Annotated in this window: 23 protein-coding genes; 6 read left to right on the top strand and 17 right to left on the bottom strand. The window is 70.3% G+C overall.

Features of this window, described 5'->3' with window-relative positions; all coding sequences use genetic code 11:
* Positions 1-9: 9 nt before the first annotated feature.
* The 3 genes from SACMADRAFT_RS14060 to SACMADRAFT_RS14050 form a co-directional block, all read right to left on the bottom strand.
* Complete coding sequence (locus tag SACMADRAFT_RS14060; protein ID WP_040926412.1) at positions 10-567, bottom strand: AAA family ATPase; 558 nt, start codon at positions 565-567, stop codon at positions 10-12.
* A gap of 128 nt (positions 568-695) precedes the next feature.
* On the bottom strand, positions 696-1,187 hold the full coding sequence (locus SACMADRAFT_RS14055) for a hypothetical protein (RefSeq protein WP_050998113.1): 492 nt from the start codon (positions 1,185-1,187) through the stop codon (positions 696-698).
* Positions 1,188-1,523: 336 nt separating this feature from the next.
* Positions 1,524-1,913, bottom strand: coding sequence for a hypothetical protein (locus SACMADRAFT_RS14050; protein ID WP_009154489.1), 390 nt, complete (start codon positions 1,911-1,913; stop codon positions 1,524-1,526).
* A gap of 66 nt (positions 1,914-1,979) precedes the next feature.
* On the opposite strand from SACMADRAFT_RS14050, the gene SACMADRAFT_RS14045 reads away from it, so the two are divergent.
* The 3 genes from SACMADRAFT_RS14045 (at position 1,980) to SACMADRAFT_RS14035 (ending at position 5,046) form a co-directional block, all read left to right on the top strand.
* Positions 1,980-2,792: a glycerophosphodiester phosphodiesterase gene (locus SACMADRAFT_RS14045; RefSeq protein ID WP_009154488.1), complete on the top strand. Its 813-nt coding sequence runs from the start codon at positions 1,980-1,982 to the stop codon at positions 2,790-2,792.
* A gap of 76 nt (positions 2,793-2,868) precedes the next feature.
* Positions 2,869-4,293, top strand: a complete 1,425-nt coding sequence (locus SACMADRAFT_RS14040; protein WP_009154487.1) for an MFS transporter — start codon at positions 2,869-2,871, stop codon at positions 4,291-4,293.
* A 408-nt stretch (positions 4,294-4,701) separates the two neighbouring features.
* Complete coding sequence (locus tag SACMADRAFT_RS14035) at positions 4,702-5,046, top strand: RNA polymerase-binding protein RbpA (RefSeq protein WP_009154485.1); 345 nt, start codon at positions 4,702-4,704, stop codon at positions 5,044-5,046.
* An 83-nt stretch (positions 5,047-5,129) separates the two neighbouring features.
* On the opposite strand, the gene SACMADRAFT_RS14030 is transcribed toward SACMADRAFT_RS14035, so the two are convergent.
* Genes SACMADRAFT_RS14030 through SACMADRAFT_RS14020 form a run of 3 tightly spaced genes read right to left on the bottom strand, consistent with a single transcriptional unit; the run spans position 5,130 to position 9,180 of the window.
* Positions 5,130-5,924, bottom strand: coding sequence for a polyprenol monophosphomannose synthase (locus SACMADRAFT_RS14030; RefSeq protein ID WP_009154484.1), 795 nt, complete (start codon positions 5,922-5,924; stop codon positions 5,130-5,132).
* A 16-nt stretch (positions 5,925-5,940) separates the two neighbouring features.
* Positions 5,941-7,545 (bottom strand): apolipoprotein N-acyltransferase, encoded by a 1,605-nt coding sequence (gene lnt, locus SACMADRAFT_RS14025; protein WP_009154483.1) that lies wholly within the window; start codon positions 7,543-7,545, stop codon positions 5,941-5,943.
* A 9-nt stretch (positions 7,546-7,554) separates the two neighbouring features.
* The gene (locus tag SACMADRAFT_RS14020) at positions 7,555-9,180 is read right to left on the bottom strand and encodes an amidohydrolase (protein WP_009154482.1); all 1,626 of its coding nucleotides are present in this window, start codon (positions 9,178-9,180) and stop codon (positions 7,555-7,557) included.
* A gap of 97 nt (positions 9,181-9,277) precedes the next feature.
* Between SACMADRAFT_RS14020 and SACMADRAFT_RS14015 the strand changes: the two genes are divergently transcribed.
* Together SACMADRAFT_RS14015 and SACMADRAFT_RS14010 are read left to right on the top strand one after the other, a co-directional pair.
* Entirely contained in the window at positions 9,278-10,657 is a 1,380-nt protein-coding gene (locus SACMADRAFT_RS14015) for a KamA family radical SAM protein (protein ID WP_009154481.1), read from the top strand.
* A gap of 122 nt (positions 10,658-10,779) precedes the next feature.
* A complete protein-coding gene (locus SACMADRAFT_RS14010; protein ID WP_009154480.1) occupies positions 10,780-11,862 on the top strand; it encodes a GDSL-type esterase/lipase family protein in 1,083 nt (360 codons plus the stop codon).
* Positions 11,863-11,886: 24 nt separating this feature from the next.
* Here the strand turns inward: SACMADRAFT_RS14010 and SACMADRAFT_RS14005 are convergent, their stop codons facing one another.
* From SACMADRAFT_RS14005 to SACMADRAFT_RS29645, 7 genes are all read right to left on the bottom strand, one after another.
* A complete protein-coding gene (locus SACMADRAFT_RS14005; protein ID WP_009154479.1) occupies positions 11,887-12,186 on the bottom strand; it encodes a hypothetical protein in 300 nt (99 codons plus the stop codon).
* Positions 12,173-12,400: a hypothetical protein gene (locus SACMADRAFT_RS14000; protein ID WP_040925694.1), complete on the bottom strand. Its 228-nt coding sequence runs from the start codon at positions 12,398-12,400 to the stop codon at positions 12,173-12,175. The genes SACMADRAFT_RS14005 and SACMADRAFT_RS14000 overlap by 14 nt, the downstream gene beginning before the upstream one ends.
* Before the next feature lie 95 nt (positions 12,401-12,495).
* The gene (locus SACMADRAFT_RS13995; protein WP_040926410.1) at positions 12,496-12,951 is read right to left on the bottom strand and encodes an Lrp/AsnC family transcriptional regulator; all 456 of its coding nucleotides are present in this window, start codon (positions 12,949-12,951) and stop codon (positions 12,496-12,498) included.
* Positions 12,948-14,102: a M24 family metallopeptidase gene (locus SACMADRAFT_RS13990; protein WP_009154476.1), complete on the bottom strand. Its 1,155-nt coding sequence runs from the start codon at positions 14,100-14,102 to the stop codon at positions 12,948-12,950. The genes SACMADRAFT_RS13995 and SACMADRAFT_RS13990 overlap by 4 nt, the downstream gene beginning before the upstream one ends.
* A gap of 63 nt (positions 14,103-14,165) precedes the next feature.
* Positions 14,166-16,106 (bottom strand): M48 family metallopeptidase, encoded by a 1,941-nt coding sequence (locus tag SACMADRAFT_RS13985; RefSeq protein ID WP_009154475.1) that lies wholly within the window; start codon positions 16,104-16,106, stop codon positions 14,166-14,168.
* Positions 16,107-16,120: 14 nt separating this feature from the next.
* Positions 16,121-16,723, bottom strand: a complete 603-nt coding sequence (locus SACMADRAFT_RS13980) for a LemA family protein (RefSeq protein WP_009154474.1) — start codon at positions 16,721-16,723, stop codon at positions 16,121-16,123.
* Between the two features lie 349 nt (positions 16,724-17,072).
* Positions 17,073-17,261, bottom strand: a complete 189-nt coding sequence (locus SACMADRAFT_RS29645; RefSeq protein ID WP_040925693.1) for a dienelactone hydrolase family protein — start codon at positions 17,259-17,261, stop codon at positions 17,073-17,075.
* A 68-nt stretch (positions 17,262-17,329) separates the two neighbouring features.
* Here SACMADRAFT_RS29645 and SACMADRAFT_RS13970 point away from each other — a divergent pair, with 68 nt between their 5' ends.
* Positions 17,330-18,325 carry a 5'-3' exonuclease gene (locus tag SACMADRAFT_RS13970; RefSeq protein ID WP_009154473.1) on the top strand — a complete coding sequence of 332 codons (996 nt, stop codon included), beginning with the start codon at positions 17,330-17,332 and terminating at the stop codon, positions 18,323-18,325.
* A 6-nt stretch (positions 18,326-18,331) separates the two neighbouring features.
* On the opposite strand, the gene SACMADRAFT_RS13965 is transcribed toward SACMADRAFT_RS13970, so the two are convergent.
* The 4 genes from SACMADRAFT_RS13965 to SACMADRAFT_RS13950 form a co-directional block, all read right to left on the bottom strand.
* Positions 18,332-18,745 carry a DUF4333 domain-containing protein gene (locus SACMADRAFT_RS13965; protein ID WP_009154472.1) on the bottom strand — a complete coding sequence of 138 codons (414 nt, stop codon included), beginning with the start codon at positions 18,743-18,745 and terminating at the stop codon, positions 18,332-18,334.
* Between the two features lie 36 nt (positions 18,746-18,781).
* Positions 18,782-19,987, bottom strand: a complete 1,206-nt coding sequence (locus tag SACMADRAFT_RS13960; protein WP_009154471.1) for a GNAT family N-acetyltransferase — start codon at positions 19,985-19,987, stop codon at positions 18,782-18,784.
* Between the two features lie 43 nt (positions 19,988-20,030).
* The gene (locus tag SACMADRAFT_RS13955; protein ID WP_009154470.1) at positions 20,031-20,765 is read right to left on the bottom strand and encodes a DUF4333 domain-containing protein; all 735 of its coding nucleotides are present in this window, start codon (positions 20,763-20,765) and stop codon (positions 20,031-20,033) included.
* A 152-nt stretch (positions 20,766-20,917) separates the two neighbouring features.
* A complete protein-coding gene (locus tag SACMADRAFT_RS13950; RefSeq protein ID WP_009154469.1) occupies positions 20,918-23,677 on the bottom strand; it encodes a DEAD/DEAH box helicase in 2,760 nt (919 codons plus the stop codon).
* Position 23,678 lies beyond the last annotated feature (1 nt).

Below are 23,678 nucleotides of genomic sequence, written 5' to 3'. Positions count from 1 at the left end.
GGGGAGGCCTCAGCGTGGGCCTGCGCTCGGACGCGGTCTGACCCGCAGGTGCAGGCCGTCCGCGACGGCAACTCGGTCGACGATCGTTGTCGTGTGCCACCCGCGCGGCCCGGCGCGCAAGGCCGCGCGCACCCGGGGCAGCCGCCGGACGTGCCGCTGGAACGAACCCCGGCGCAGCACCCGCCCTCGGGTGCGTTGACCGGCGGCGGCCTGCTCGGGCGGGCACTCCACCCACACGAAGTGCCGGGCACGCCCGGCGAGCTGCCCCAGCAGTCGCAGCCATGCCCTGGTCGCCGCGCCGGTCGCGGGATCGTGCACCACTACCGGGCTGGCGTCGCGCAGGACGTGCCAGGTCACGCGAAGCCGGTGCAGGACATGTACCAGTGGTCGGTACCGCGAGTACGGCGTCCTCGGCAGCAGAGCGCGGAGTCGGTCCCGCAGCTGGTCCGAATCCAGCACCGTGACCGCGGTGTCGGTTTCCGTGCAGCGCAGCAGTGTGCTCTTGCCGGATCCGGGTAGCCCCGCGATGACCACCAGTGCCCTCGGTTCGATCGTCAGACGCCACATGAAGGGCCCAACGAACACCGAGCGTAAGTAGTTCACCGTGAGCGGCTTCGGTTCGTGGGTGTTCGGCGACCACAGCCGGTTCCGCCTGCGGGCCCGAGACTACGGTCGCGGCAGGAGCTGTTGCCGGATCATGCCGGCGGCCACGGTCCATCGATGAGCCGCTTGGCCTCGTCGATGATCAGCCGCCGAAAGCGATCGCGTTCCACACCGCAGGACGGATTCCAATCGTCGTGCTGGATCACCCGGCAGGCCAGCGGCTGGAGCGTATCGGGGTAGCCGAGTTCGTTCCAGCCGTGATGCCAGATCAGGTCTGCGGCGACTGCCGGCTCCATGCTCCCCTCTGCGATGGCCTCGCACAGCATGCGGACAAGCTGCCATCGGGTGCCTGGTATGTCGGCAGGTGCGGCAGGTGTCAGCTCCAATTCGGTCGCGACGGCGCGGAAAAGGTCGTGTGCGTCGGCCTCCTCCTTCCGCGACAGGCCGGCGAGGAGCCGAAGCGACGGCGAATCAACGCCGTCCAGCAGCGCACGCAAGGCGGTTTCGATGAGCACGTTCGCACCGACGATCTCATCGAGGGCCTCACGCAGGGCCAGCATCCGAAGCTCCTCCAGCGCTTCCACACGGCGAGTGTCGCAGGGCCTGCTGCGAGCAGCACGACCTTTTCGGTGGCCGACTGCGTCCGACCCGGTGCGTGCCAGGGAAGGAGCAGGGACCCGGACTGGCAGGACAGCGGCTTCGTCCTCGCCGCGCAGGCGACAGCGACGCGGTGGCGTGGACCTACCTCGACTGGCGGGGGCTCAACGGCGAACTCCAGCGACTGCTGACGAGCGGGCAACGGAGCACAGCCCATGAGGACACTACTTAACATAATGTAGCTTATCGGCGCGCAATGGAGATGTGGTTTCAACGCGGCGGCAGCGCCATCGACGCTTGGGCGGCCGCCGCACTAACGGCTCTCACCGAAGCCGTTCCAGGCTTCGAGCGCTGCGTGCCAACTCGGCGGCAAGCCGACGCAACTCGGCGACGTCGGCGCCGTCCTCGGTGGCTGTCACCACGTCCTCGGCCGCGCAGCGCAACTGGAACAGCCGGTCCTGCAACATGGCCAGCTCCGCGGCGGACAGTACGACGGCGTCTTCGGGCAGGCCGCCGCGTTGCACGGCGAGCCTGCGCTCGTAGGCGCGCTGTCTGCACGACTGGCCGCAGTAGCGGCGCCTGCGGCCCACCGTGCCGCCGTGCTCCAACCGCTGCCCGCACCAACCGCAGTGGGTCGGCACCGGCTTGCGCAGTCCGGCCAATTCGTCACGTGACGCAATGACGGGGGTGGTGTGCTCGGCCGGTTCGCTCACTTCGCCGACCCTAACCGGTCACCACACGCTCATGCCTCGGCCACGCCGAACAGGCACACTGACCACATGACCGTCTCGCATCCCTACCTCGCCGAGCCGCTGCCACGAGCGTTCGCGCACCGGGGATGGCACGTGGGCGAACTGGCGGACATGGAGAACTCGCTGCCCGCCTTCCGGCAGGCCGTCGCCGAGGGCTACCGCTACATCGAGACCGACGTGCACGCCACCTCCGACGGCGTGGTCGTGATACACCACGACGCGTCGCTGGATCGCACCACCGACGGCACCGGACCGATCGCCAGGCAGACGTGGAACACCGTCCGTCGCGCGAAGGTCGGTGGCAAGGCGGGTGTGTCGCGGCTGGAGGACGTGCTGGAGGAGCTACCGGGCGCGTTCTTCAACGTCGACGTCAAGGCTGGAACCGCCGTGGAGCCGTTCGTGCGCGCGCTGCGGCGTACCAAAGCCTTCCACCGGGTGGCTGCCGCGTCGTTCTCCGATGCCCGGCTGGCGCGGCTGCGCATGCTGGCGGGCCCGGAGCTGATCACCTCGCTCGGCCCGCGCTCGGCGGCCGTGCTGTGGGCCAACGGCTGGCTGCCGTTCCTGCGACTGGGGTTCCTCAGCAGGGGCGTCATGGCGCAGGTCCCGCTGCGGCAGGGGCCCATGACCATCGTGGACAGGGCGTTTCTGCGCGCGGCCACCAGGGCGGGCGTCGAGGTGCACACCTGGACCATCGACGACAAGGAACAGATGCGGACGTTGCTGGACCTCGGCGTGCACGGCATCGTCACAGACAGACCCGATCTGCTGCGCGAGTTGCTGATCGAACGTGGCGCGTGGCTGCCGGGCACAGGTGGGCGGCACGGCGACGCGGCGAGTTGACAGCCGGCCGAGCCCCCGCGCAGCGCGGCCGAGTACTCTCCGCTCACCAACCTGAGAACCGTGCGAGGAGCCCGGCATGAGCACGCTCCCCCATGGCCCCGTTCCGGCCACCGACCCGCGGGAACGCAAGCGCGAACAGCGCGGCTGGTACTTCTACGACTGGGCGAACTCCACGTTCTTCACCTCGGTGATCACCGTGTTCGGCGCGCTGTACATGAGTTCGGTGGCAGCGGCCGATGCAAGGGACGACTTCGCCCGCAACGGGCCCACGCCGTGCGTCAACCCCGACGGCACCGACAACTACCTGCGCGACTGCGACATCAGCCTGCTGGGATTGGAGTTCCCCGCGGGGTCGTTGTGGGGCTACCTGCTGGCCGTGGCCACCGTGATCCAGGTGCTGGTGCTGCCGATCACCGGCGCCATCGCCGACCGCAGCCAGTACAAGAAGCGCATCCTCGGCTTCTTCGCCTTCCTCGGTGCGGGCGCCTCGGCGCTGCTGTTCTTCATGACCGACGGCCTGTGGCAGCTCGGTGTCGCCCTCTACATCCTGGGCAACATCGGCTACGGGGCCTCGATCGTCACCTATTACTCGTTCCTGCCCGACATCGCCACGCCCGACGAGCGCGATGCCGTGTCGGCGAAGGGCTGGGCTTTCGGCTATCTCGGCGGCGGTATCGCGCTGGCGCTGCAACTGGCGTTCTACCTCAACCGGGACGCCTTCGGGGTCAGCGAGTCCGCGGCCGTGCGCATCTGTTTCCTCACTTCGGGGCTGTGGTGGGCGGCCTTCACGCTCATCCCGCTTCGCAGGCTGCGCGAACACCAACGCCCGCACGGCAGCGAGCAAGGAGCGTCGGTGCTGCGGGCGGGTTTCACCGAGTTGCGCCAGACGATCAGTGCCGCCAGGGCGTTTCCGCTGACGCTGGCGTTCCTCGGCGCCTACCTGATCTACACCGACGGCATCTCCACCGTGGTCACCGTTTCCGCCCAGTACGGCAAGGAGGAGCTGCGCTTCTCCAACGAGGTGCTCATCACCACCATCCTGGTCATCCAGTTCGTCGCCTACCTCGGCGGAATGGCCCACGGTCTGGTCGCCAAGCGAATCGGCGCGAAGAAGACCATCCTCGGCAGCCTGGTGATCTGGATGGTCGTCGTGGCGTCGGCCTTCTTCATCCAGGCAGGTCAGCAGCTGCAGTTCTACGCCGTGGCCGCCGGTATCGGGCTGGTGCTGGGCGGTACCAACGCGCTGTCGCGGTCGCTGTACAGCCAGTTGATCCCGGCGGGCAAGGAGGCGCAGTACTACTCGCTGTACGAGATCGGTGAGCGCGGTACGTCCTGGCTGGGCCCGCTGCTGTTCGCCGCCGTGGGTCAGGCGACGGGGTCGTTCCGGTACGCCATCATCGCGTTGCTGGTGTTCTTCGTGGTGGGCTTCGTGCTGGTGGCACTGGTGCCGGTGAGAAGGGCCATCGCGGCGGCGGGCAACCGCGAACCCGCGGTGCTGTAGCCGTCTCCCCCGGTCGGTGGTTCGCCGCGTCAACCGGTGAGGTGAATCCCACGCCGACACGCGCGTCGAGGCATTCGGCTACGGGGAGTTACCAGGTACTTTGGCGGCAGTACTTCCGCCTCGGTAGAGGCGGAGCAGGTGCGCCTGGTCAGGGCAGCTCCGGCTGCTGTGGTCGTTGACCGCACCGCTAGCCCAGGAGGGGGATATCCCCAGGAGGGGGGCCGTGACGCGTCACGCGAAGGCGTCACAGGTCTCCCTAGATTGAGAAAGCCGTTCCGCGCGGGGTGAGGCTCGCCCGCTCGTGGGTAACGACATGGTCTGTTGGGAATTCAACGGGCCTAGCGTGTCGTTGCACAGGGTGAGCATCGCCCTGGCTCCTGAACGGGAGCCGACTGAAAGGACCCCATCATGGCCGACCGTGTTCTTCGTGGAAGCCGGTTGGGAGCGGTCAGCTACGAGACCGACCGCAATCACGACCTCGCCCCTCGACGTACCGTTCGCTACTCGTGCCCCAAGGGCCACGAGTTCGAGGTGCCGTTCTCGGACGATGCCGAGATTCCGTCGGTGTGGGAATGCCGGTTGCACGGCAGCGAGTCGGAGATCGTGGACGGCGGGCAGCCCGAGCCCAAGGAGGCCAAGCCTCCGAGGACGCACTGGGACATGCTGCTCGAGCGACGTTCCATCCCGGAGTTGGAGGAGTTGCTCAACGAGCGACTCGCCGAGTTGAAGGGCAGGCGAGGCCGCACGGCGTAGCGGCCGCGAGCCGACCGCTCCCCTTGACCGGCGGAGGGCCCCCGCGACAGCGACTGTCGCGGGGGCCCTCCGCTGTCACGGCGTCAGCGCCGCGAGCGTGACCGCGACGCCCGCAGCCCGCGCAGTAGCGCCTGCAGTTGCCCGGCCCGGTGGCGCAGGCCCCACTGGGCGACCTTCAGCGCGGCCTCCCCCACGATCGAGCCGCTCATCTTCGACTCGCCGGACTCCCGCTCGGTGAAGGTGATCGGTACCTCGAGCACGTCGAAGCCCGCCTGCACGGTGCGCCAGGTGAGGTCGATCTGGAAGCAGTAGCCCTGCGAGGTGACCTCGTCCAGCGCCAGCTTCTCCAGCACCGGTCGTCGGTAGGCGCGAAACCCCGCGGTGATGTCGTTGACGCGCACCCCCAGCGCCAACTGCGAGTACAGGTTGGCCGCCCGGGAGAGCAGCTGGCGGTGCCTCGGCCAGTTGACGACTGCGCCGCCCGGCACGTAGCGGGACCCGATGACCAGGTCGGCGTCGGCGAGGGCGGCCAGCACCCGGGGCAGGTCCTCCGGTGCGTGCGAGCCGTCGGCGTCCATCTCCACCAGCGTGGCGTAGCCGCGGTCGATCCCCCATCGAAACCCGGCGATGTAGGCGGCGCCCAGCCCGGCCTTCTGGGTTCGGTGCAGCACGTGGATTCGGTTGTCGGCGGCAGCCAGCTGGTCGGCGACCTCGCCGGTGCCGTCCGGGCTGCCGTCGTCGACGACCAGTGCGTGGACCTGCGGAAGGGCGGCGTGCAGCCGTTCCAGCAGTGGCGTGAGGTTCTCCCGCTCGTTGTAGGTCGGGATGATCACCAGCACCGGGTCGATGGCGCCGGTGTGGGGTTTCCCCTCCGCCATAGACTCCCCCTTCTCGTCACGTGTCGTCGGCTACGGTGCGCCGCGTGCGCGGCCGGAGCACGAGCCCGGTGGCCACGGCGGCGAGCGCGGCACCGATGAGCACGTACTCGGTCCACGCACCGAGTCGATCCGACAGCGTAGTCTGCTGCCGCAGTGGCACGTCGGCCACCAGCGTCGCCGCGGTGTAGAGGCTGGTCGACTGCTGGACGCTGCCGTCGGGTGCGACGATCGCGCTGATCCCACTGGTGGCCGCCACGACGGCGGCCCTGCCGTGTTCGACGGCGCGCAGCCGGGACATGGCCAGTTGCTGGTGGCTCATCTCCCCCGGCCCGTACCAGGCGTTGTTGGTGGGTACGACCAGCAGTTGCGCGCCCGCGTCGACGGCGTCGCGGGAGGGGTAGTCGTAGGCGACCTCGTAGCAGATCACCGGCCCGGTCCGGGTTCCGGCGACGTCGAGGGCACCCGGATCGCCGCCCCAGCGCATGTCGCGGGTGTTGTCCAGGAACGGGGTGAACCACTTCGCGATCGAGCGCATCGGGACGTACTCGGCGAAGGGCACCAGTTCCTGCTTGGCGTAGCGCTGCGTCGGCCCAACCCCGGGTTGCCAGGCGATGACGGCGTTCTCGGTCTGCCCGCCGCCTGCTGGCTGGTAGAGCGCGCCGATGAGGGCGGGCGTGTCCAGTTCGTCGACGAGGGCGTCGATGGCCGGGTCGTCGCCGAGGACGTCGGTGGCGGTTTCCGGCCAGACCACCAGGTCCGGTCGGGGCAGTGTGCCGTCCCGGACGTCGGCGGCGAGCTTCTCGGTCTGCGCCAGATGGTTGGCTCGGATGATGTCGCGTGCGCCGAGCAGGCCGAGCCCGAGGTCGGGGGCGTTGCCCTGCACCACGGCGACCGTGCGGGTGCCGGTCTGCGCCTCGGTGCCCACGGTCGGCCACACGGCCAGGCCTGCGACGACGGGCAGCAGGGTGGCCATCGCGGGCGCGATCCAGCCACGGTGGGGGCGCCCGCCTCGCTCGCGGGCGCGCATGATCCACTGCGCGAGGCCGAAACCGGTCACCAGCACGGCGAACCCGACCAGCGGGACGCCGCCGACCGAGGCCAGCGACAGGAACGCGCCCTCGGGTTGGCTGAAGCCGACCCTGCCCCAGGGGAAGCCGTTGGCCGGCCAGCGCGAGCGCGCCGCCTCCTGCAGCAGGAACACCAGCGCCAGCCAGACGGGCGCGCCGGGCAACCTGGCCACGAACGGCATCAACCAGCAGGCGGCGCCGATGTAGACCGCCAGTACCGCCGACAGCCCAAGCCAGGGGGCGGAACCGAACTCGGTGCCGAGGAAGTTCTCGATCCAGATCAGGTGGGCGAGGTAGAACGCCAGCCCGAACACGGTGCCGTAGCCCGCGCTGCCCCACGGGCCGCGACCGTGCAGCACCAGGCCGAGGCCGGTGAAGGCCAGCGGGGCCAGCCACCACAGTGGGCGGGGTTCGAAGCTGGCGAAGAACACCAGGCCCGATGCCGCGGCCAGGCCGAGGCGACCGAGCACGGGCAGCAGTCGCCGTAGCCGTGCCCGGCGTGGCTGTTCCGTGGTGGTCACGGGGGTCGCTGGAGTCGCGGCCGTGGCGGTCACCCGTCCAGCCTATTCGCCGGAGGTGAACTCGTCGTAGATCACCCGGCCCGCGCGCACGGTGCGAAGGCAGCGCGGCAGTGGCTGGTCTGGCTCCAGTGGCGGCAGGCCGGGCACCCGGGAACGGGGGTCGGTGGACCAGCGCTGCACGCGGGTGTCGGGGGTGGCCACCACCAGGTCGGTGGCGTCCCAGATGGCGTAGTGGGCGGGCGCGCCGGGTACCAGGCTGCCGGTGTTGCCGTCGCGGTTGCCCGCGGCGCGGTGACCGGCGCGGGTGTGGGCGTTGAACGCGGCCCTTGCCGATATGCCCGCGCCGGGTGTGCGGTGGTGCACGGCCGCACGCACGGTGGCCCACGGATCGAGCGGGGTGACGGGCGAGTCGGAGCCGAACGCCAGCAGCACGCCTTCCGCGGCGAGTGTGGAGAACGGGTTCAGCGTGGCCGCGCGGTCGGGTCCGAGCCGGGTGGCGTACATGCCGTCGCTGCCGCCCCATGCCGCGTCGAACAGTGGTTGTACCGACGCGGTGACGCCCCAGCCCGCCAGTTGGCGTGCCTGCTCTCGGTCGATCATCTCCACGTGCTCCAGCCTGTGCCCGCGCGCGGCCAGCCGCGCCCGGCCGGTGCCGTGGGCGCCCAGCGCCTGCTCCGCGAGGGCGAAGCCGGCGACGACCTCGGTGACGGCCGCGTCGCCGATGACGTGGAACCCGGCCTGGATTCCCGCCTCGGTGCAGGCGACGATGTGCTCGGCGATGGCGGCGGCGTCGAGGTAGCGCGCGCCCGTGGTGTGTGGCCGGTCGGCGTAGGGCTGGTGCAGGGCGGCGGTGGCCGAGCCCAACGCTCCGTCGACGAACAGGTCCCCCGCCAGACCGTGCGCACCGAGTCGGTGGGCCAGCTCGGCGGCACCCAGTTCACCCCAGTAGGCGACGACCTCGGGCGCGTCCGGCTGTCGCGCCAGCGCCAGCAGGGCACGCAGGTCGTCCTCACCGGAGATGTCCGGGCCCGCGCATTCGTGGACGCAGGCGATGCCCGCCGCCGCCGTGGCCCGCAGGAACGCCTGCTGGGCCCGGCGGCGCTGCTCGGCGGTGATGGCGGCTCTCGCCGCGCGGCGAGCCCGGTGGTGTGCCGCACGGGTGAGCGGGCCCTGTGGCGACCAGCCGTCGGCGCCTTCGGCGTCGGGCGCCAGCGCGAGCAGTGCGGTGGAGACCAGCGCGGAATGCGCGTCGACGCGGGTCAGGTACACCGGCACGTCGCCTGCGGCCTCGTCGAGTTCGGTTCGGCTGGGTAGCCGCGGGCTGCTCCAGGTGGTCTCGTCCCAGCCGTGCGCGAGTAGGACCTCGCCCGGGGTGGCGGCGGCGCGGACGGCGGCCAGCAGTTCCGCTGCGTCACGGACTCCGGAGAGGTCGAGGCCGGTGAGGTGCAGTCCGGTGGCGGTGGCGTGCACGTGGGCGTCGACGAACGCGGGTGTGACCAGCGCGCCGTCGAGTCGCACGAGCTTGGCGTCGGGGTGCAGTGCCTTGCCCGGTGCGTCCTGGCCCACCCAGACCACGGTGTCGCCGGTGACAGCCATGGCCGTGGCGTCGGGCGTGCTCGGCGAGTGGATACGGCCCCCGATGAGCAGGGTGGTGTCGGTTGTGCTCACGGGTTGAGTCTGCCAGCCCCACCGAGGCGAGAAGATTTGTGTCCTCAGCGAGATATGTCAGGATATTTTCACGACATAACCAACCTTAGGAGCAGATGTGACTGCGATCCAGGAACCTGCTACCGAGATGCCCGAGCAGCCGTACACCTACCGGCGTGCCGAGTTGGTCGAACCCGACTGGCGCCGGTTCCCCGGTTGGCGGGACGTCACCGAAGCCGAGTGGCGCGACGCCCAGTGGCAACGGGTGCACTGTGTGCGCAACGTCAAGCAGTTGCGTTCGGTGCTCGGAGACCTGCTCGACGACCGTTTCTACGCCGACCTGCTCGACGACCAGCGGCACGCGGCGACGATGTCGATGTTGCTTCCGCCGCAACTGCTCAACACCATGGCTGCGCACGCCGGCTCCGACCCTGGCAAGGTCACCGACGCCTTCTACGCCGACCCCGTCCGCCGCTACATGCTGCCCGTACTCAGCGACCGTGACCCGGACTGGCCGAGCCACCCGTACTCGCAGCGCGACTCGCTGCACGAGGCCGAGATGTGGGCCGTGGAGGGACTGACCCACCGCTACCCCACCAAGGTGTTGGCCGAGTTGCTGTCCACCTGCCCGCAGTACTGCGGGCACTGCACCCGCATGGACCTGGTCGGCAACTCCACCGAACAGGTCGACAAGCACAAACTCAGCCTCAAACCGGTGGATCGCCAGGACGCCATCGTGGACTACCTCAAGCGCACCCCCGGCGTGCGTGACGTGGTCGTCTCCGGTGGCGATGTGGCCAACGTCCCGTGGCACCAACTCGAGGCGTTCCTGATGCGGTTGCTCGACATCGAGACCGTGCGCGACATCAGGCTCGCGACCAAGGCCCTCGCGGGCCTGCCGCAGCACTGGCTGCAACCCAAGATCGTGGAAGGGCTGGCGCGGGTGGCGGGAACCGCCCGCCGCCGCGGGGTCAACCTGGCGATCCACACCCACGTCAACCACGCCAACTCGGTGACACCACTGGTGGCGGAGGCCGCGCGGACAGCGCTGGACGTGGGGGTGCGCGACGTGCGCAACCAGGGCGTGCTCATGCGCGGGGTCAACGACACGCCCGCTCAGTTGCTGGACCTTTCCTTCGCGTTGCAGGACGAGGCCAACATCGCGCCCTACTACTTCTACATGTGCGACATGATCCCGGGCGCGGAGCACTGGCGGCTGGCCGTGTGGCAGGCGCAGGAACTGCAACACGCCATCATGGGTTACCTGCCCGGCTACGCCACGCCACGCATCGTGTGCGACGTGCCCTACGTGGGCAAACGCTGGGTGCACCAGGTCGCCGAGTACGACCGGGAACGCGGCATCTCCTACTGGACGAAGAACTACCGCACCGGCATCGAGCACGACGACCCGGAGGCGCTGGTCCGCCGCTACCCCTACTACGACCCGATCTCCACCCTGCCCGAAGCAGGTAAGGCCTGGTGGCGGGCCGCGGACTGAACCGTGTCGAAGGTGTCGCCCCCGCGAGCCGGGGGTGACACCTTCACCTCGGCCGATCACGCGGGGTCAGGTGGCGGCAGGCCACTCCAAGCGATCACCGGTTTTGCGTACACTCGTGCCCGATGTCGCGCTCTCGCTGGTGGCTCGCGGGCCTGGCGCTCGCCGGTGTCGTCGTGCTGGTCGCGGTCTTCGTACTTGTCGACGTCGGCGACCAGGGCCCCACCGAGCGGCCTGGTCCGCCGGGGACCGGGCCGCTGACCGTGGTGTCCATGGGCGACAGCACGATCTCCGGCGAAGGCGCGGGTGACTACACCCCGCGCACCAACGGTCGAGCTGGCAACTGGTGCCACCGCTCGGCGAACGCGCTGGTGCACAAGGTGCGCTACGGCGGCGCCGTCGAGTCGGTCAACCTGGCGTGTTCGGGCGCGCCGTCAGGACACGTCGCACTCGGCGACGTCAAGCAGTACACGGAGCCGTCACAGGCCGCTCAGCTGCGCGAACTGGTGAAGACCCACCGCGTGGTGGCCGTCGTCGTCGCCGTCGGCGCCAACGACGAGCCGCACTTCTCCCGGCTGATCTCGGAATGCTTCACGGCGTGGTTCATGGAGACCGGTTCCCCGTGCAGCGAGCGCATCAAGGCGGACTGGCAGTCCCGCGTGGACGCGATGGTGCCGAAGGTGACCGCCGCGTTGCGTGACATCCGGACGGTGCTGCGGCAGGCCGGTTACGACCGCGAGGACTACGAACTGCTGCTGCAGTCCTACGCCTCGCCGATCGGCGCGGGCATCCCCGAATCCCTGCGCAACCTCAACGGCTGCCCGTTCCGGATCGACGATCTGAAGTGGGTCGAGCAGACCGGGGCGGTGTCGCTGTCGGCGGGACTGCGGCGGGCGGCAGCCGGGGCCGGTGCCCGGTTCCTCGACCTGTCCCGTGCCGGGGAGGGACACGAGGCGTGCAGCGGCGGCGACCGTGCCGACAACGAGTGGTTCACCCGCTTCACGGTGGAGTGGGACGACCTCAAGGTTGTGGAGCGGGCCTCCCACGCGTTGCAGGAGTCGTTCCACCCCAACGCCAAGGGTCATGAACAGTTCGCTCGCTGCGTGAGCGAGTTCCTGGCCACCAACGACCCCGCCGCCGCGTGCCTGGAGGGTCAGGACGGCAACCTGCACGCCGCGCCGTCGCCGGTCGCGCGGGGCAACAGCTGAGTAGCGCGGCGCCGCGTTCACAGTTCACAGGTCGAGTGCCGCGCGCAGCGCACTGTCGATCTGTTCCTGCACGTCGGCGCCGACCTCGGCGACACACCGGTCCAGCCACGGCCGATACACCCGGGTGAGGTTCAGCGTGGACACCCAGTACCGGCCGTCGACGGCCACGCCGAGGATGTCCTGCGGGTCGTAGTCGAGCAACTCGGTGCCCAGCAGCCACGGCCGCTGCGAGTCGTTGATGCCGTCCGACGACAGCAGCAGCATCTGGCGGGCGTGGGCCTGTTGCGTTGGCGGGTGGTAGGTCCAGACCTCACCCCTGCGCACGCAGCTCCTCCAGCGCGGCGGCCAGTTCCGCCTCGTCGCCGCGCGCCTTGCCCTGGGCGTCCTCGGTCGTGGGCCGGTAGCCGGTGCGCACCGCTTCCCGGCGCGCGGCCTTCGACAGCCACGACGAGACCGACACCCCGTCGGCCTTGGCTGCCCGCTCGGCGAACTCCAGCGCGCTCGCGTCCAGAGACAGGGTCACCTTGCGTGTTGCCATACCAATCATCGTACCGCTCACGCCGCCGTCACGGAGTTGTCACGGCGGCGCCCTCACAGTGTTGTTCCCACAGTGCCGCCTTCACCGTGCCGCCTTCACAGTGTCGGCGAGCGGCCTTCGAACGGTGTGGACAGCACCACGGTGGTGCGCGTCGAGACCTTGGCCGATTCGCGGATGCGCCGCAGCAGGTCCTCCAGCGCCAGCGGTGAGGCCACCCGCACCAGCAGCACGTAGGACTCGTCGCCCGCCACCGAGTAGCACGACTCGATCTCGCTGATGTGTTCCAGGCGCTGCGGGTAGTCGTCGGGTGCGGCCGGGTCGTTGGGCGTCAGCGAGATCAGCGCGGTCAGCGGCAGCCCGATCTGCTCCCCGTCGAGCTTGGCGGTGTAGCCCTGGATCACCCCGCGTTGCTCGAGTCTGCGCACCCGCTGGTGCACCGCCGACACCGACAGCCCGACACGTTCGGCCAGGTCGGTGAAGCTGCACCGGCCGTCGGCGGCCAGCTCCCTGACGATCGCCTGGTCCAGCGGTTCCAGTGCCCCCACTGTCAGGAATCCAGCACGGTGAGCTCGTGCGGCCGGTTGTTCAGCGGTTCGCCGCCGTCGGAGGTCACCACCACGATGTCCTCGATGCGCGCCCCCCACCGGCCCGCCCGGTAGACGCCCGGCTCGACGCTGAACGCCATCCCCGGTTCCAGCGGCAGGTCGTTGCCGCCCACCAGGTAGGGCTCCTCGTGCACGTCGAGTCCGATCCCGTGGCCGGTGCGGTGGATGAAGTACTCCCCCAGGCCCGCCCCGGCGATGATGTCGCGTGCCGTGGCGTCGATGTGCTGTGCCGTCACGCCGGGGGCCACGGCCGCCACGGCCTCCCGCTGCGCCCGCAGCAACACCGCGTAGCTGTCGGCCACGTCGGGTTCGCTGGGTTGACCCACCGCATAGGTGCGGGTGCAGTCGGAGTTGTAGCCCTCGGGGATGGGGCCGCCGATGTCCACCACCACGACGTCGCCTCGCTGGATCACGCGGTCGGACACGTCGTGGTGGGGGCTGGCGCCGTTGGGTCCGGAACCAACGATCACGAACTCGGCGCAGGTGTGGCCCTCGGCCACGACGGCTTCGGCGATGTCGGCGCCGACCTCGGCCTCGGTGCGGCCCGGCCGTAGCCACTCGCCCATCCGCGCGTGCACCCGGTCGATGGCTTCGGCGGCCGCGCGCAGCGCGGCGATCTCGGCGGCGTCCTTGCGCATCCGCAGCTGCCGCAGCACGGGTCCTGCCAGTACCTGCTCGGCCGCGCCGAGCGCGTCGCGCAGGCCCAGCACGTGCAGCGCGGCCATGGTGTCGCTGACCGCCACCCGGCGCGAACCCGCGAGCCGGTCGGCGACCATCCGGTAGGGGTCCTCACCGTCCACCCAGGTGATCAGTTCGACGCCGAGGTCGTCGGTGGGCACGTCGGCGTAGCCGGGCGCCTCCAGCTTCGGCAGCACCAGCGCGGGTGCTGTCGACTCCGCCTCCGCGGAGGGGACCACCAGCGCGGTCAACCGCTCGAACGAGCCGCCAGCCTGCCCGATGAGGTAGCGCAGATCCGATCCGGGTGCGACGAGCAGCGCGTCGGTCCTGGCGTCGGCGGCCGCGCCGCGGGCGCGGTCCAGCCGCGCGCGGAGGGTGGCGGCATCGGGGGCTGGCGTGTGCAACGATCGGCGCGACATGGCTCCAAAGCCTAGTCCGGTGCCGCGTCGGGGGCCGCTTCGGCAGGCCGCGGCGCGCCGCCGCTACTCGGCCCTGGTGTCGGCGGGCAGTGCACCCGCCAGCGGCGGCAGCGGGCAGTGCAGCATCGCGCACACGGTGCGCAGCAGTTCCGATTCCTCGATGGTGAGTGTCCCGTCGTGCCCGATCACGGCGACGATCGCCTCGACAAGCCGTTCCTTGGCGCGTGCGGGCAACCCGTCCAGGGCGGGCCAGGCCGCGTCAAGCGCGAGGTGTCCCTCGGCGGGCGGCCTATACGGCAACTCGGTGGACGGCAGCATCCGGGCCAGCCCGGCGCGGAAGGCGGCCTCGGCCACGTCGGGTTCTGGGTTGCCGACGTCCGCCAGGACCGACAGCAGGGTGGCTATCGCGCCGTGGGCGCGGCGCGGTGTGGTGTGTCGCCTGCCCCACGGCGGTGTGCGGTGCGCCGCCTCGTACAGCTCCCGGTGCAGCAACGTCGACAGCGAGTACTCGAACAGGCTGTTCCTGCCGTCGGCGGCCGCAAGCGCTGTGATGCCCTGCAACACGGTTTCGATGTCCTGCGCCGGGCGGTGCCGCAGCGCGGGAAGGGCCACCTCCGTCAGCGGCAACCGCAGCTCCGGGTCGAGCCGGGCCAGGGAACCGGCCTCCCGCAGGGCGGCCTCTGCCAGCGGCTGCCCGAATCGCGCGGCCAGCGTCTGGTACTGGCGATACCGAACCTGCTCGTCCGCCGACAACAGCAGCCCGTAGCTCAGCGGCACCACGGTGTCGGTGCGGTGAGCCCGGTCGAGCAGGTCCTCGGGGATGCGCGCCAGCAGTTGCCCCGCATGCGGGTAGGAGCTGGCGGCGGGGTTTCCGACGTTGGCGGCGACCTGGTCCGGGCGGGCCGGGAGGGTGGCCGCCTGCCTGGGCGGGGGCGGCGGCGGTGTCGCCGCGGGGGTGAGCCCCAGCGCGGCGTCCTCGCGCAGTCCCGAGGGCGGGTGGGCCGACCACTGGTCGCGCAGCCGCCGCAGCTCGGTGGGATCGAACGTGGGGTCGAGCACCCGGATGCGCTCCACCAGCGGCGGGTGGGTCGCGAACAGCGACACGAACTTGCGGCCCTCGCCGAACAGCATGTGGCTGACGTCCTCGGTCTTGCTGCTGCGCAGCTGCGAGCCGGTGGGCAACCCGCCGATCTTCTTCAACGCGCCCGCCAGGCCCTCGGTCTGCCGCGTGTACTGCACGGCGGAGGCGTCCGCCAGGTACTCCCGCTGCCGCGACACCGCCGCCTTGATGAGCCTGCCTGCGACCACCCCGATGTAGCCCGCTGCCAGCGCCGCCAGCGCGACGATCACCAGCGCGCCCGCGCCGCTGTCCCTGCGCCCGCCGCCGCGGCCCCCGCCCGCCAGCAGGATCCGGCCCACCACGGCCAGGCCCACGATGCCGGCGAGCACCCCCATCAGCCGGATGTTGAGCCGCATGTCGCCGTTGACGACGTGGCTGAACTCGTGGGCGATGACGCCCTGCAGTTCGGCCCGGTTGAGCCGTTCCAGCGCGCCACCGGTCACCGCGACGGCGGCGTTGGCGGGCGACCAGCCCGCGGCGAAGGCGTTGATGCCGGGTTCGTGTGGCAACACGTACAGGTCGGGAACTGGTGCGCCGGATGCGATGGCGATCTCTTCGACCACGTTGCGCAGCCTGCGCAGGTTCGGGTCCGTGGTGTCCTCGGGCACGGCCACGCCGCCGAGGCTGCGCGCGACCCGCGCGCCACCGCCGTTGCGCAGCAGCATCGTCCTGATCCACGAGGTAAGCCCGATCAACACGGCCGTCACGCCGCTGACCACGGCCAGCGTGGTCACGACCGTGTCGGTAGGTGCCTCGGCGAGCCCGAACGCCAGGAACGCCGCGAGGTCGACCACGGCGACGATGCCGACCACGGCGAGCGCGAACAGCCACACCAGCCGCACCGACACCTTGCGTACCGACTGCTGACGTTCGAAGAAGTTCATGGCCACCCGCGGCGTCAGAACGAGATGCGCGGCGCCTCGCGCTGCTCCGGCTCGTCGATCACCAGCAGCGCGGCCGGGCCGAACCCGAACATGCCCGCGAGCAGGTTCGTCGGGAACGTTTCCCGCTTGTTGTTGTAGGCCATCACCGAGTCGTTGTAGGCCTGCCGGGCGAAAGCGACCCGGTTCTCCGTGGAGGTCAGCTCCTCCGACAGTTGCATCATGTTCTGGTTGGCCTTGAGGTCGGGATAGGACTCGGCCAGCGCGAACAACCTGCCCAGTGTCTGGTTCAGCGCCGTCTCCGCACCGGACAGTTGCTGCATCGCGGCGGGATCACCCGGATTGCCCCTGGCTTCCTGCTGGGCGGCGACCGCGCCGCCCCTGGCCGCGATGACCGACTCGAGTGTCTGCCGCTCGTGCCGCAAGTAGCCCTTCGCGGTCTCGACCAGGTTCGGGATCAGGTCGTGCCGCCGGGTGAGTTGCACGTCGATCTGCGCGAACGCGTTCTGGTAGGCGTTGCGGCGGCGGACCAGGCCGTTGTAGCTCGAGATCGCCCAGATCACGAGCAGCAACACCACGACGGCCGCCACCACGAGCCCCACGATGGCTGCGGTACCCACTGCTGGCCTCCCCTGCTCGACGCTGTCCAGCATAGGCGCAACAGGGGTGGCGGGCGCGCCCGAACAGCCGGGACGGCGGTTCGGCCTGCTTGGCTCAGCCAGGTTCCGGCGAGCCTCCCTTGACGCGTTCGGCGAAGAAGCGCGGCAATCGCTGCCGGGAGTCCGCCGCCGCGGCGGGGTGGTAGTTGCGCCATCGGTCGTTGAAGAAGGAAAACTTGGCCTGGACAGACCTTCAGATCGTGGGCGGTGCCCGCGGCTGTCAGTTCGGTGTCCAGGATTCCGTGCGGCTTTGGTGGTGACGTCCCTTTCCGGCCAGGACCCGACGACAGGGCACAGCCGGCGGATAGCCTCACGCGGCCTGGCTGCGGCCGAACAGGTCGACCCCGAGCGCGGCGTACCCCTCGGCGGCGAAACGCCGACAGATGTCGCGGATGTTGTCGTTGGGGCCGGCCGCCTCATGGACGACCACAACCCCAGGACAGGGTCCCTCCTCGTGGGGAAGCGCCAGGTAGGAGTCGCCGGGCAGTGCGTTCCGCATGGCCCGAGTCTGCGCCTGAAAGGCCTTTCGAGGTATCGCTGAATCGCGGCGGCGCGGGCTGTCCGACCATGTGGCAGGCTGTGCGCGTGACAGCTCCACTTGCCCTGCTCGACGCCGCGAGCCTGTACTTCCGCGCGTTCTTCGCGGTGCCGGAGTCGCTGACGGCGCCGGACGGCACCCCGGTCAACGCCGTGCGCGGCTTCGCGGACACGGTCGCGCGGATCCTCACCGATCGACGCCCCGGCAGGCTGGTGGCGTGCCTGGACGCCGACTGGCGGCCGGACTTTCGGGTCGAGGCGCTGCCCAGTTACAAGGCTCACCGGGTGGCCGAGCAGGGCGGTTCGGGTGAGGTGGACGTCGAAGAGGCGCCGGACGCCCTGGGCCCGCAGGTACCGATCATCCTGGAGTTGCTGGAGGCGGTGGGGCTGGCCACGGCGCAGGCCGAGGGGTTCGAGGCCGACGACGTCATCGGGACGCTGGCCACCCGTGAGGACCGTGACCCGGTCGAGGTGATCACCGGGGATCGTGACCTGTTCCAACTCGTGCGTACCGAACCGGTGCCGGTGTCGGTGATCTACGTCGGCAAGGGCTGGGCCAAGGCGCAGGTGCTGGGTCCTGAGCAGGTCGCCGAGCGCTACGGGGTGCCGGTGGACAACGCGGGGCCCGCCTACGCCGACATGTCCATGCTGCGTGGCGATCCTTCCGACGGGCTGCCCGGTGTGCCCGGCGTCGGCGAGAAGACCGCGGCGACACTGATCACCCGGTTCGGTTCTCTGGAGGCGCTGCTGGCGGCGGCCGAGGCGGGAAGCCCCGACCTGCCCGCGAAGACAAGGGCCAAGCTGCTGGCGGCGGCCGACTATCTCGCGGCGGCACCGGTGGTGGTCCGGGTCGCCCGCGATGCCCCCGTGGTGTTCTCGCGGCCGGACCGGGTGCCGGACGCTGCCGCCGATCCGGCCGGGGTCGCCGAACTCGCGCGGCGCTGGAACCTCGGTGGTTCGGCGCAGCGGCTGCTCAATGCCGTCACCACCATCGGCGCCGCCAGGGCGGACGACACGACAAGGTGACCCGGCTCAACCGGGATAGCCGACCTCGTACTCGCCGTCCTCGTTCTTCACGGTGATGGGCACCGGCTGGGTGTCGCCGTCGACGACCGCGGTGCACTCGAACGTCAACCCGACCTCCACCGGTTGATCCGGCGGGCAGGTGACGGATTCCACTCCTTCGATGCCGTAGCTGTCGGTGAGGATGCGCAGCACCGAATCCCGCATCACGTGGGGGTCAAACACTCTGGGCAGCGGGGTCAGCGGTGCCGAGGTGGTGTCGTCCGAAGGCCGCGACACCATCGACTCCACCGCCGTCGAGCTGCTTGTCGTCTCAGCCAGGGTCAGCGACGGTCTGGCACCCTTGCCACCGCCGCTGTCGCAGGCTGCGAGCAGCAGGCAGCCGCCCGACAACATCACCAACAGCACAGTGCGTACCCGCAACGCCGGACACTCCGAGAAGTTGATCGTGACTTCGAGTCAGAAGAACGTACCGCACCATGGCGCAACGCGCGTACCGAACAGCCGATCGGCGCGCTCGGCAATCCCCTCTCCCGCCAGCTGTGCGCGCCCGACCTGCGCCAACGCCGAGGGGCGCCAGGCACCCAGGTAGGTCATCGCCAGCGCATCGACCCCGAGCCGTAGCTGCGGCGACGAGCGAGTGCGCTCCACTCCGTCCCGGCCCACGCGGAAGCGGCCGGTGTTGTGCTCCAACACCGGATCGGTGACCTCCACCACGAGTGGTTCGCCTTCCCAGGCACGCGCCGCCAACGCGGCGGGCACGTCGACCAGCCGCAACCAGGTCTCGTCACCGGTGCCGGTGACCTCGCAGGCACGAGGGTCGGTGAACAGCAACTCCACCGGCTCCCCCAGCGGCCTGCCTTCGGCTGTGATCTCGTCGACAAGATCCACGCCGAGCAGGAACCGCCACAGCCCGGCGAGCGCCTCGGCGTTGCCCGCGTGCAGGCCGAGCAGCCGCATGGTTCCGGAGAATCCGGGCTGCCTGCCCACCACCCGGTACTGGGCGAACCCGTCGGCGCCGCGCGGTCCGTGGTGCACCACGGTGACCACGGGCTCGCTCGCCTGGCGCAGCGCGATCCACATCGACCGCCACCAGTAGGAGCTGCGTGCCATCATGCCGGGCTGTCGTGGCAGGTCGGCGTAGATCCCGGGCAGCCGTTCCAGCGCTGTGTCGAGGTCGAGCAGTTCGCATTCGCCGCCCGAGGGCACCTCGGGACGGAACCGGGCCCGGGCTTTGCGCACGGTCAGCGAGCGGCTGAGCGTGGCGACGCCGTAGCCGAACCGCCCGTAGATCGCGCCCTCCGTGGCGTAGAGGGTGGCCGCCGTCACACCTCTGCCCGCCAACTCGTCGAACTGTGCCCGCATCAGTTCGGTGAGCACACCTCGCCGGGTGCGGTCGGCGCGCACACCGACCCCGGTGACCGCCGCGAGAGGCACGGCCGCGCCACCGGGAACGGTGAGGTCGGCGTCGGTGGAGCGGGCGGTGCCCAGCAGCTCGCCGGTTCCGGAGTCGAACACGCCGAGGTTGCGCTCCGGTTGGTACGCCCGCTCGGCGGCAGGCCACTCCTCGTCGGAGATCGGCTTGGCATGCAGCGCGGCCCGAAACAGCGCGTTGGCCGTGCGCAGTTCCTCCGGCCGCAGCGTCCGTGTCACAAGATCGGTCATGCTGCCGATCCTGTGCGCCTTCGCCCTCGCCGCGCCACCGGATTTACTGCTTCTGCTGGATCTGGCCGACCTCGTAGTGCCCCTCGTCGCTCTTGACCTTGATGGTCACCGACTGCTGCTGGCCGTTGACCGTCACCTGGCACTGGAACTCCGTGCCCGCCTTGACCTCCTGGTCGGCCGGGCAGCTCACGCTCTGCACTCCCTCGACGGCGTAGCTTTCGGTGAGCACCTGCTGGACGTCCTGCTGCATCTGCTGGTTGTCGAACACCTTGGGGACGAGCACACCGGGCCACAGGAACAACACGACCGCAGCCGCGGCGACCACGACACCCGCCGCGGCGATGCCTATCCACAGGCCTTTGCCCTTGGACTGCCCCTGCCCCGGCGGTGGTGCTCCGTAGCCGGGCTGGCCGTAGGGCTGCTGCCCGTACTGCCCGAACTGGCCCGGCTGGCCGTAACCGGGTTGGCCGTAGGGCTGCTGGCCGTAACCGGGCTGCGGCTGCTGGCCGTAGGGCTGCTGCTGGCCGTACTGCGGCTGCGCGCCGTACTGCCCGGGTTGGCCGTACGGCTGCTGCCCGTAACCGGGCTGGGCCTGCTGCCCGTAGCCGGGTTGCTGGCCGAACGGAGGCTGCTGTGCCTGCTGACCCGGGTCGGCAGGTTGGCCGGGTTGGCCCGGTTGGGAGTAGCCACCCTGGTTGGGAAAGCCCCCCGGCGGGGACCCCGAAGGCGGTTGCTGGCCCCACTGTTGAGGGTCGTTGCCTCCGTACGGCGTGCTCATCGTGTGCCTCCGCCACTCCACCGACATGTTTGCGCGCGTCCCGTGTGTCGACACCGCCGACAGTGCCGGCAGTGTCGACAACGGTGTCGTGCGCGATCCAACCACACCGGCACGCTCAGCACACGTAAAGGGCACGAGGCGACGCGACCGGGTCAGACCTCTCCCGCTGCCACCACACCGCGCCGCAGCGACCGCACCGCCTTGGCGGCCGTGCCGCCTACCGGATGTTCCTTGCCCAGCACGTCCCTTATCTGGTCGAGCAGGTCGATCACCTGCCTCGACCAGCGGACGAAGTCGCCCGCGGACAACTCCTGACCGTTGGCGTCCGCGGCGGTGAGCACCCGCTCCAGCGACTCACCCCGCGCCCAGCGATACACCGGCCACGCGAATCCCGCGTCCGGTTCCCTGGTGCGGTCCAGCCGGTGCCTGCGCTCGTCGTCGACCAGGTCGGTCCACAGCTTCACCGTCTGCTGCCACGCACCCGGCACCGCGCCGGAGGGCAGCTTCGGTTCGGCGGCGGAGTCCTTGCGCGCTTCGTACACCAGCGCGGACACCACCGCCGCGAGTTCGGGGGCGGTGAGTCCGTTCCACACCCGGTGCCGGATGCACTCGGCCGCGAGCAGGTCCGACTCGCTGTACAGCCGGGACAGCAGCCGCCCGTGCTCGGTGACCTCGTTCCCGCCTTCGCCCAGGTAGCCCCGCTCGGTCAGCAGTGACCTGATCCGGTCGAACGCGCGTGCCAGCGAGTGTGTCGTGGCCGCCACCTTGCGTTCCAGTTGCGTGTTCTCCGCCGACAGCCGCTGGTAACGCTCAACCCAGCGCAGGTTGGCCTCCCGCTCGGCCAGGCCGTGTGCGGGGTGCGCGCGCAGCTCACGCCGCAGCGACACCAACTCGGTGTCGGAGTTGACGTCGCTGTGCCGCCGCTGCCGCTTCGGTCTGCTGATGCCGGTTTCGCGCAGCGAGGAGGCGATGTCGCGGCGGGTCCTCGGCGAGCGCAGTTCCACGTGCTTGGGCAGGCGCATCCGCCCCAGCGGCTCCACGGGTGCGGGGAAGTCGGTCACCGACAGCGGGCCCGACCAGCGGTCCTCGGTGACCACGACGGGCCTCGGCTCCTGCATCGGGCCCAGGCCTGGGTCGACCACCACGGCCAGCCCGGCCCTGCGGCCCGCGGGCACCGAGATCACATCGCCCTTGCGTAGCTTCTCCAGCGACTGCGCGGTCTCCGCCCGCCGAGTCGCCGAGTTCTGCCTGGACAGCAGCTTCTCCCGCTCGGAGATCTTCCTGCGCAGTTCGAGGTAGGACAGCAACTCGTCGAACTCCCCGGTGACCGCCTCGGCGTAACCGTCGAGTGCTTCCTTGTTGCGCTCGATGCGGCGGGACAGGCCGACCACCGACCGGTCGGCCTGGAACTGGGCGAAGGACTGCTCGAGCAGTTCCCTGGCCTGCGCGGCGCCGAACTGGCCGACCAGGTTGATGGCCATGTTGTAGCCGGGCCGAAACGACGAGCGCAGCGGGTAGGTGCGGGTGGAGGCCAGACCTGCCACCTGGCGGGGGTCCACTCCCGGCTGCCACAGCACGACGGCGTGGCCCTCGACGTCGATGCCGCGCCGCCCGGCTCGGCCGGTGAGCTGGGTGTACTCGCCGGGGGTCAGGTCGACGTGGGCCTCGCCGTTGTACTTCACCAGCCGTTCGAGCACCACGGTGCGTGCGGGCATGTTGATACCCAGTGCCAGTGTCTCCGTGGCGAAGACGGCCTTCACCAGGCCCTGCACGAACAACTCCTCGACGGTTTCCTTGAACGCAGGTAGCAGGCCCGCGTGGTGGGCGGCGATGCCCTGTTCCAGGCCTTCCCGCCACTCCCAGTAGCCCAGCACCGCAAGGTCGGTCTCCGGCAGTTCGGCGGTGCGTTCCGCCACGATCCGGCGCACCTGCTCGGTCTCTTCGGGGGTGTTCAGCCGCAGCCCCGAGCGCACGCACTGCGCCACGGCGGCGTCGCAGCCGGCACGGGAGAAGATGAACACGATCGCGGGAAGCAACCCGGCGCGGTCCAGCCGGTCGACAACCTCGATGCGCGAGGGCGGGCGGTAGCGCGGCAGCCGTGGTGGCTGGCCCCTTCGCGGTCCACGAGGTCCGCGCAGCCCTGCGGGGGCGTGCATTCGCGCGGCGTCCTCCACCTTTCGCAGCAGGTTGGGGTTGATCCTGGGTTCACCGCTGTCCCTGTGCTCGCCCGCGAACAGGTCGAGCAGCCGCCCTCCGACCATCATGTGCTGCCACAGCGGCACCGGCCGATGCTCGTCGACCACGACCGTGGTGTCGCCGCGCACCGCGATGAGCCACTCACCGAACTCCTCGGCGTTGCTGACCGTCGCCGAAAGGCCCACGAGGCGGACGTACTCGGGCAGGTGCAGGATGACCTCCTCCCACACCGCGCCGCGGAAGCGGTCGGCCAGGTAGTGGATCTCGTCCATCACCACGTAGCCGAGATCACGCAGCGTCGTCGAACCCGCGTACAGCATGTTGCGCAGGACCTCGGTGGTCATCACCACGATCTGGGCGTTGCCGTTGATGGCCGTGTCACCGGTGAGCAAGCCGACCAGTTCAGGGCCGTAGCGCGCGGTGAGATCGGTGTACTTCTGGTTCGACAGCGCCTTGATGGGCGTGGTGTAGAAGCACTTGCGGCCCTCGGCCAGCGCGAGGTGGACGGCGAACTCGCCGACGACCGTCTTTCCCGCGCCGGTCGGCGCGCACACCAGCACTCCGTGGCCGTCCTCCAATGCCTCGCAGCCGCGCAGCTGGAAGTCGTCGAAGTCGAAGGCCAGTTCGCCGGAGAACCGGGTCAGCTCCGGATAGGAGCCTCGCCGCCTGGCGGCCGCGTAGGCGCCCGCGGGGGTCTGTGAAGTGGATGAGCCCACG

Source organism: Saccharomonospora marina XMU15 (assembly GCF_000244955.1).
Classification (GTDB): domain Bacteria; phylum Actinomycetota; class Actinomycetes; order Mycobacteriales; family Pseudonocardiaceae; genus Saccharomonospora_A; species Saccharomonospora_A marina.
The sequence above is the reverse complement of the archived record's forward strand: the minus strand, read 5'-3'. Positions and strand labels throughout refer to the sequence as shown.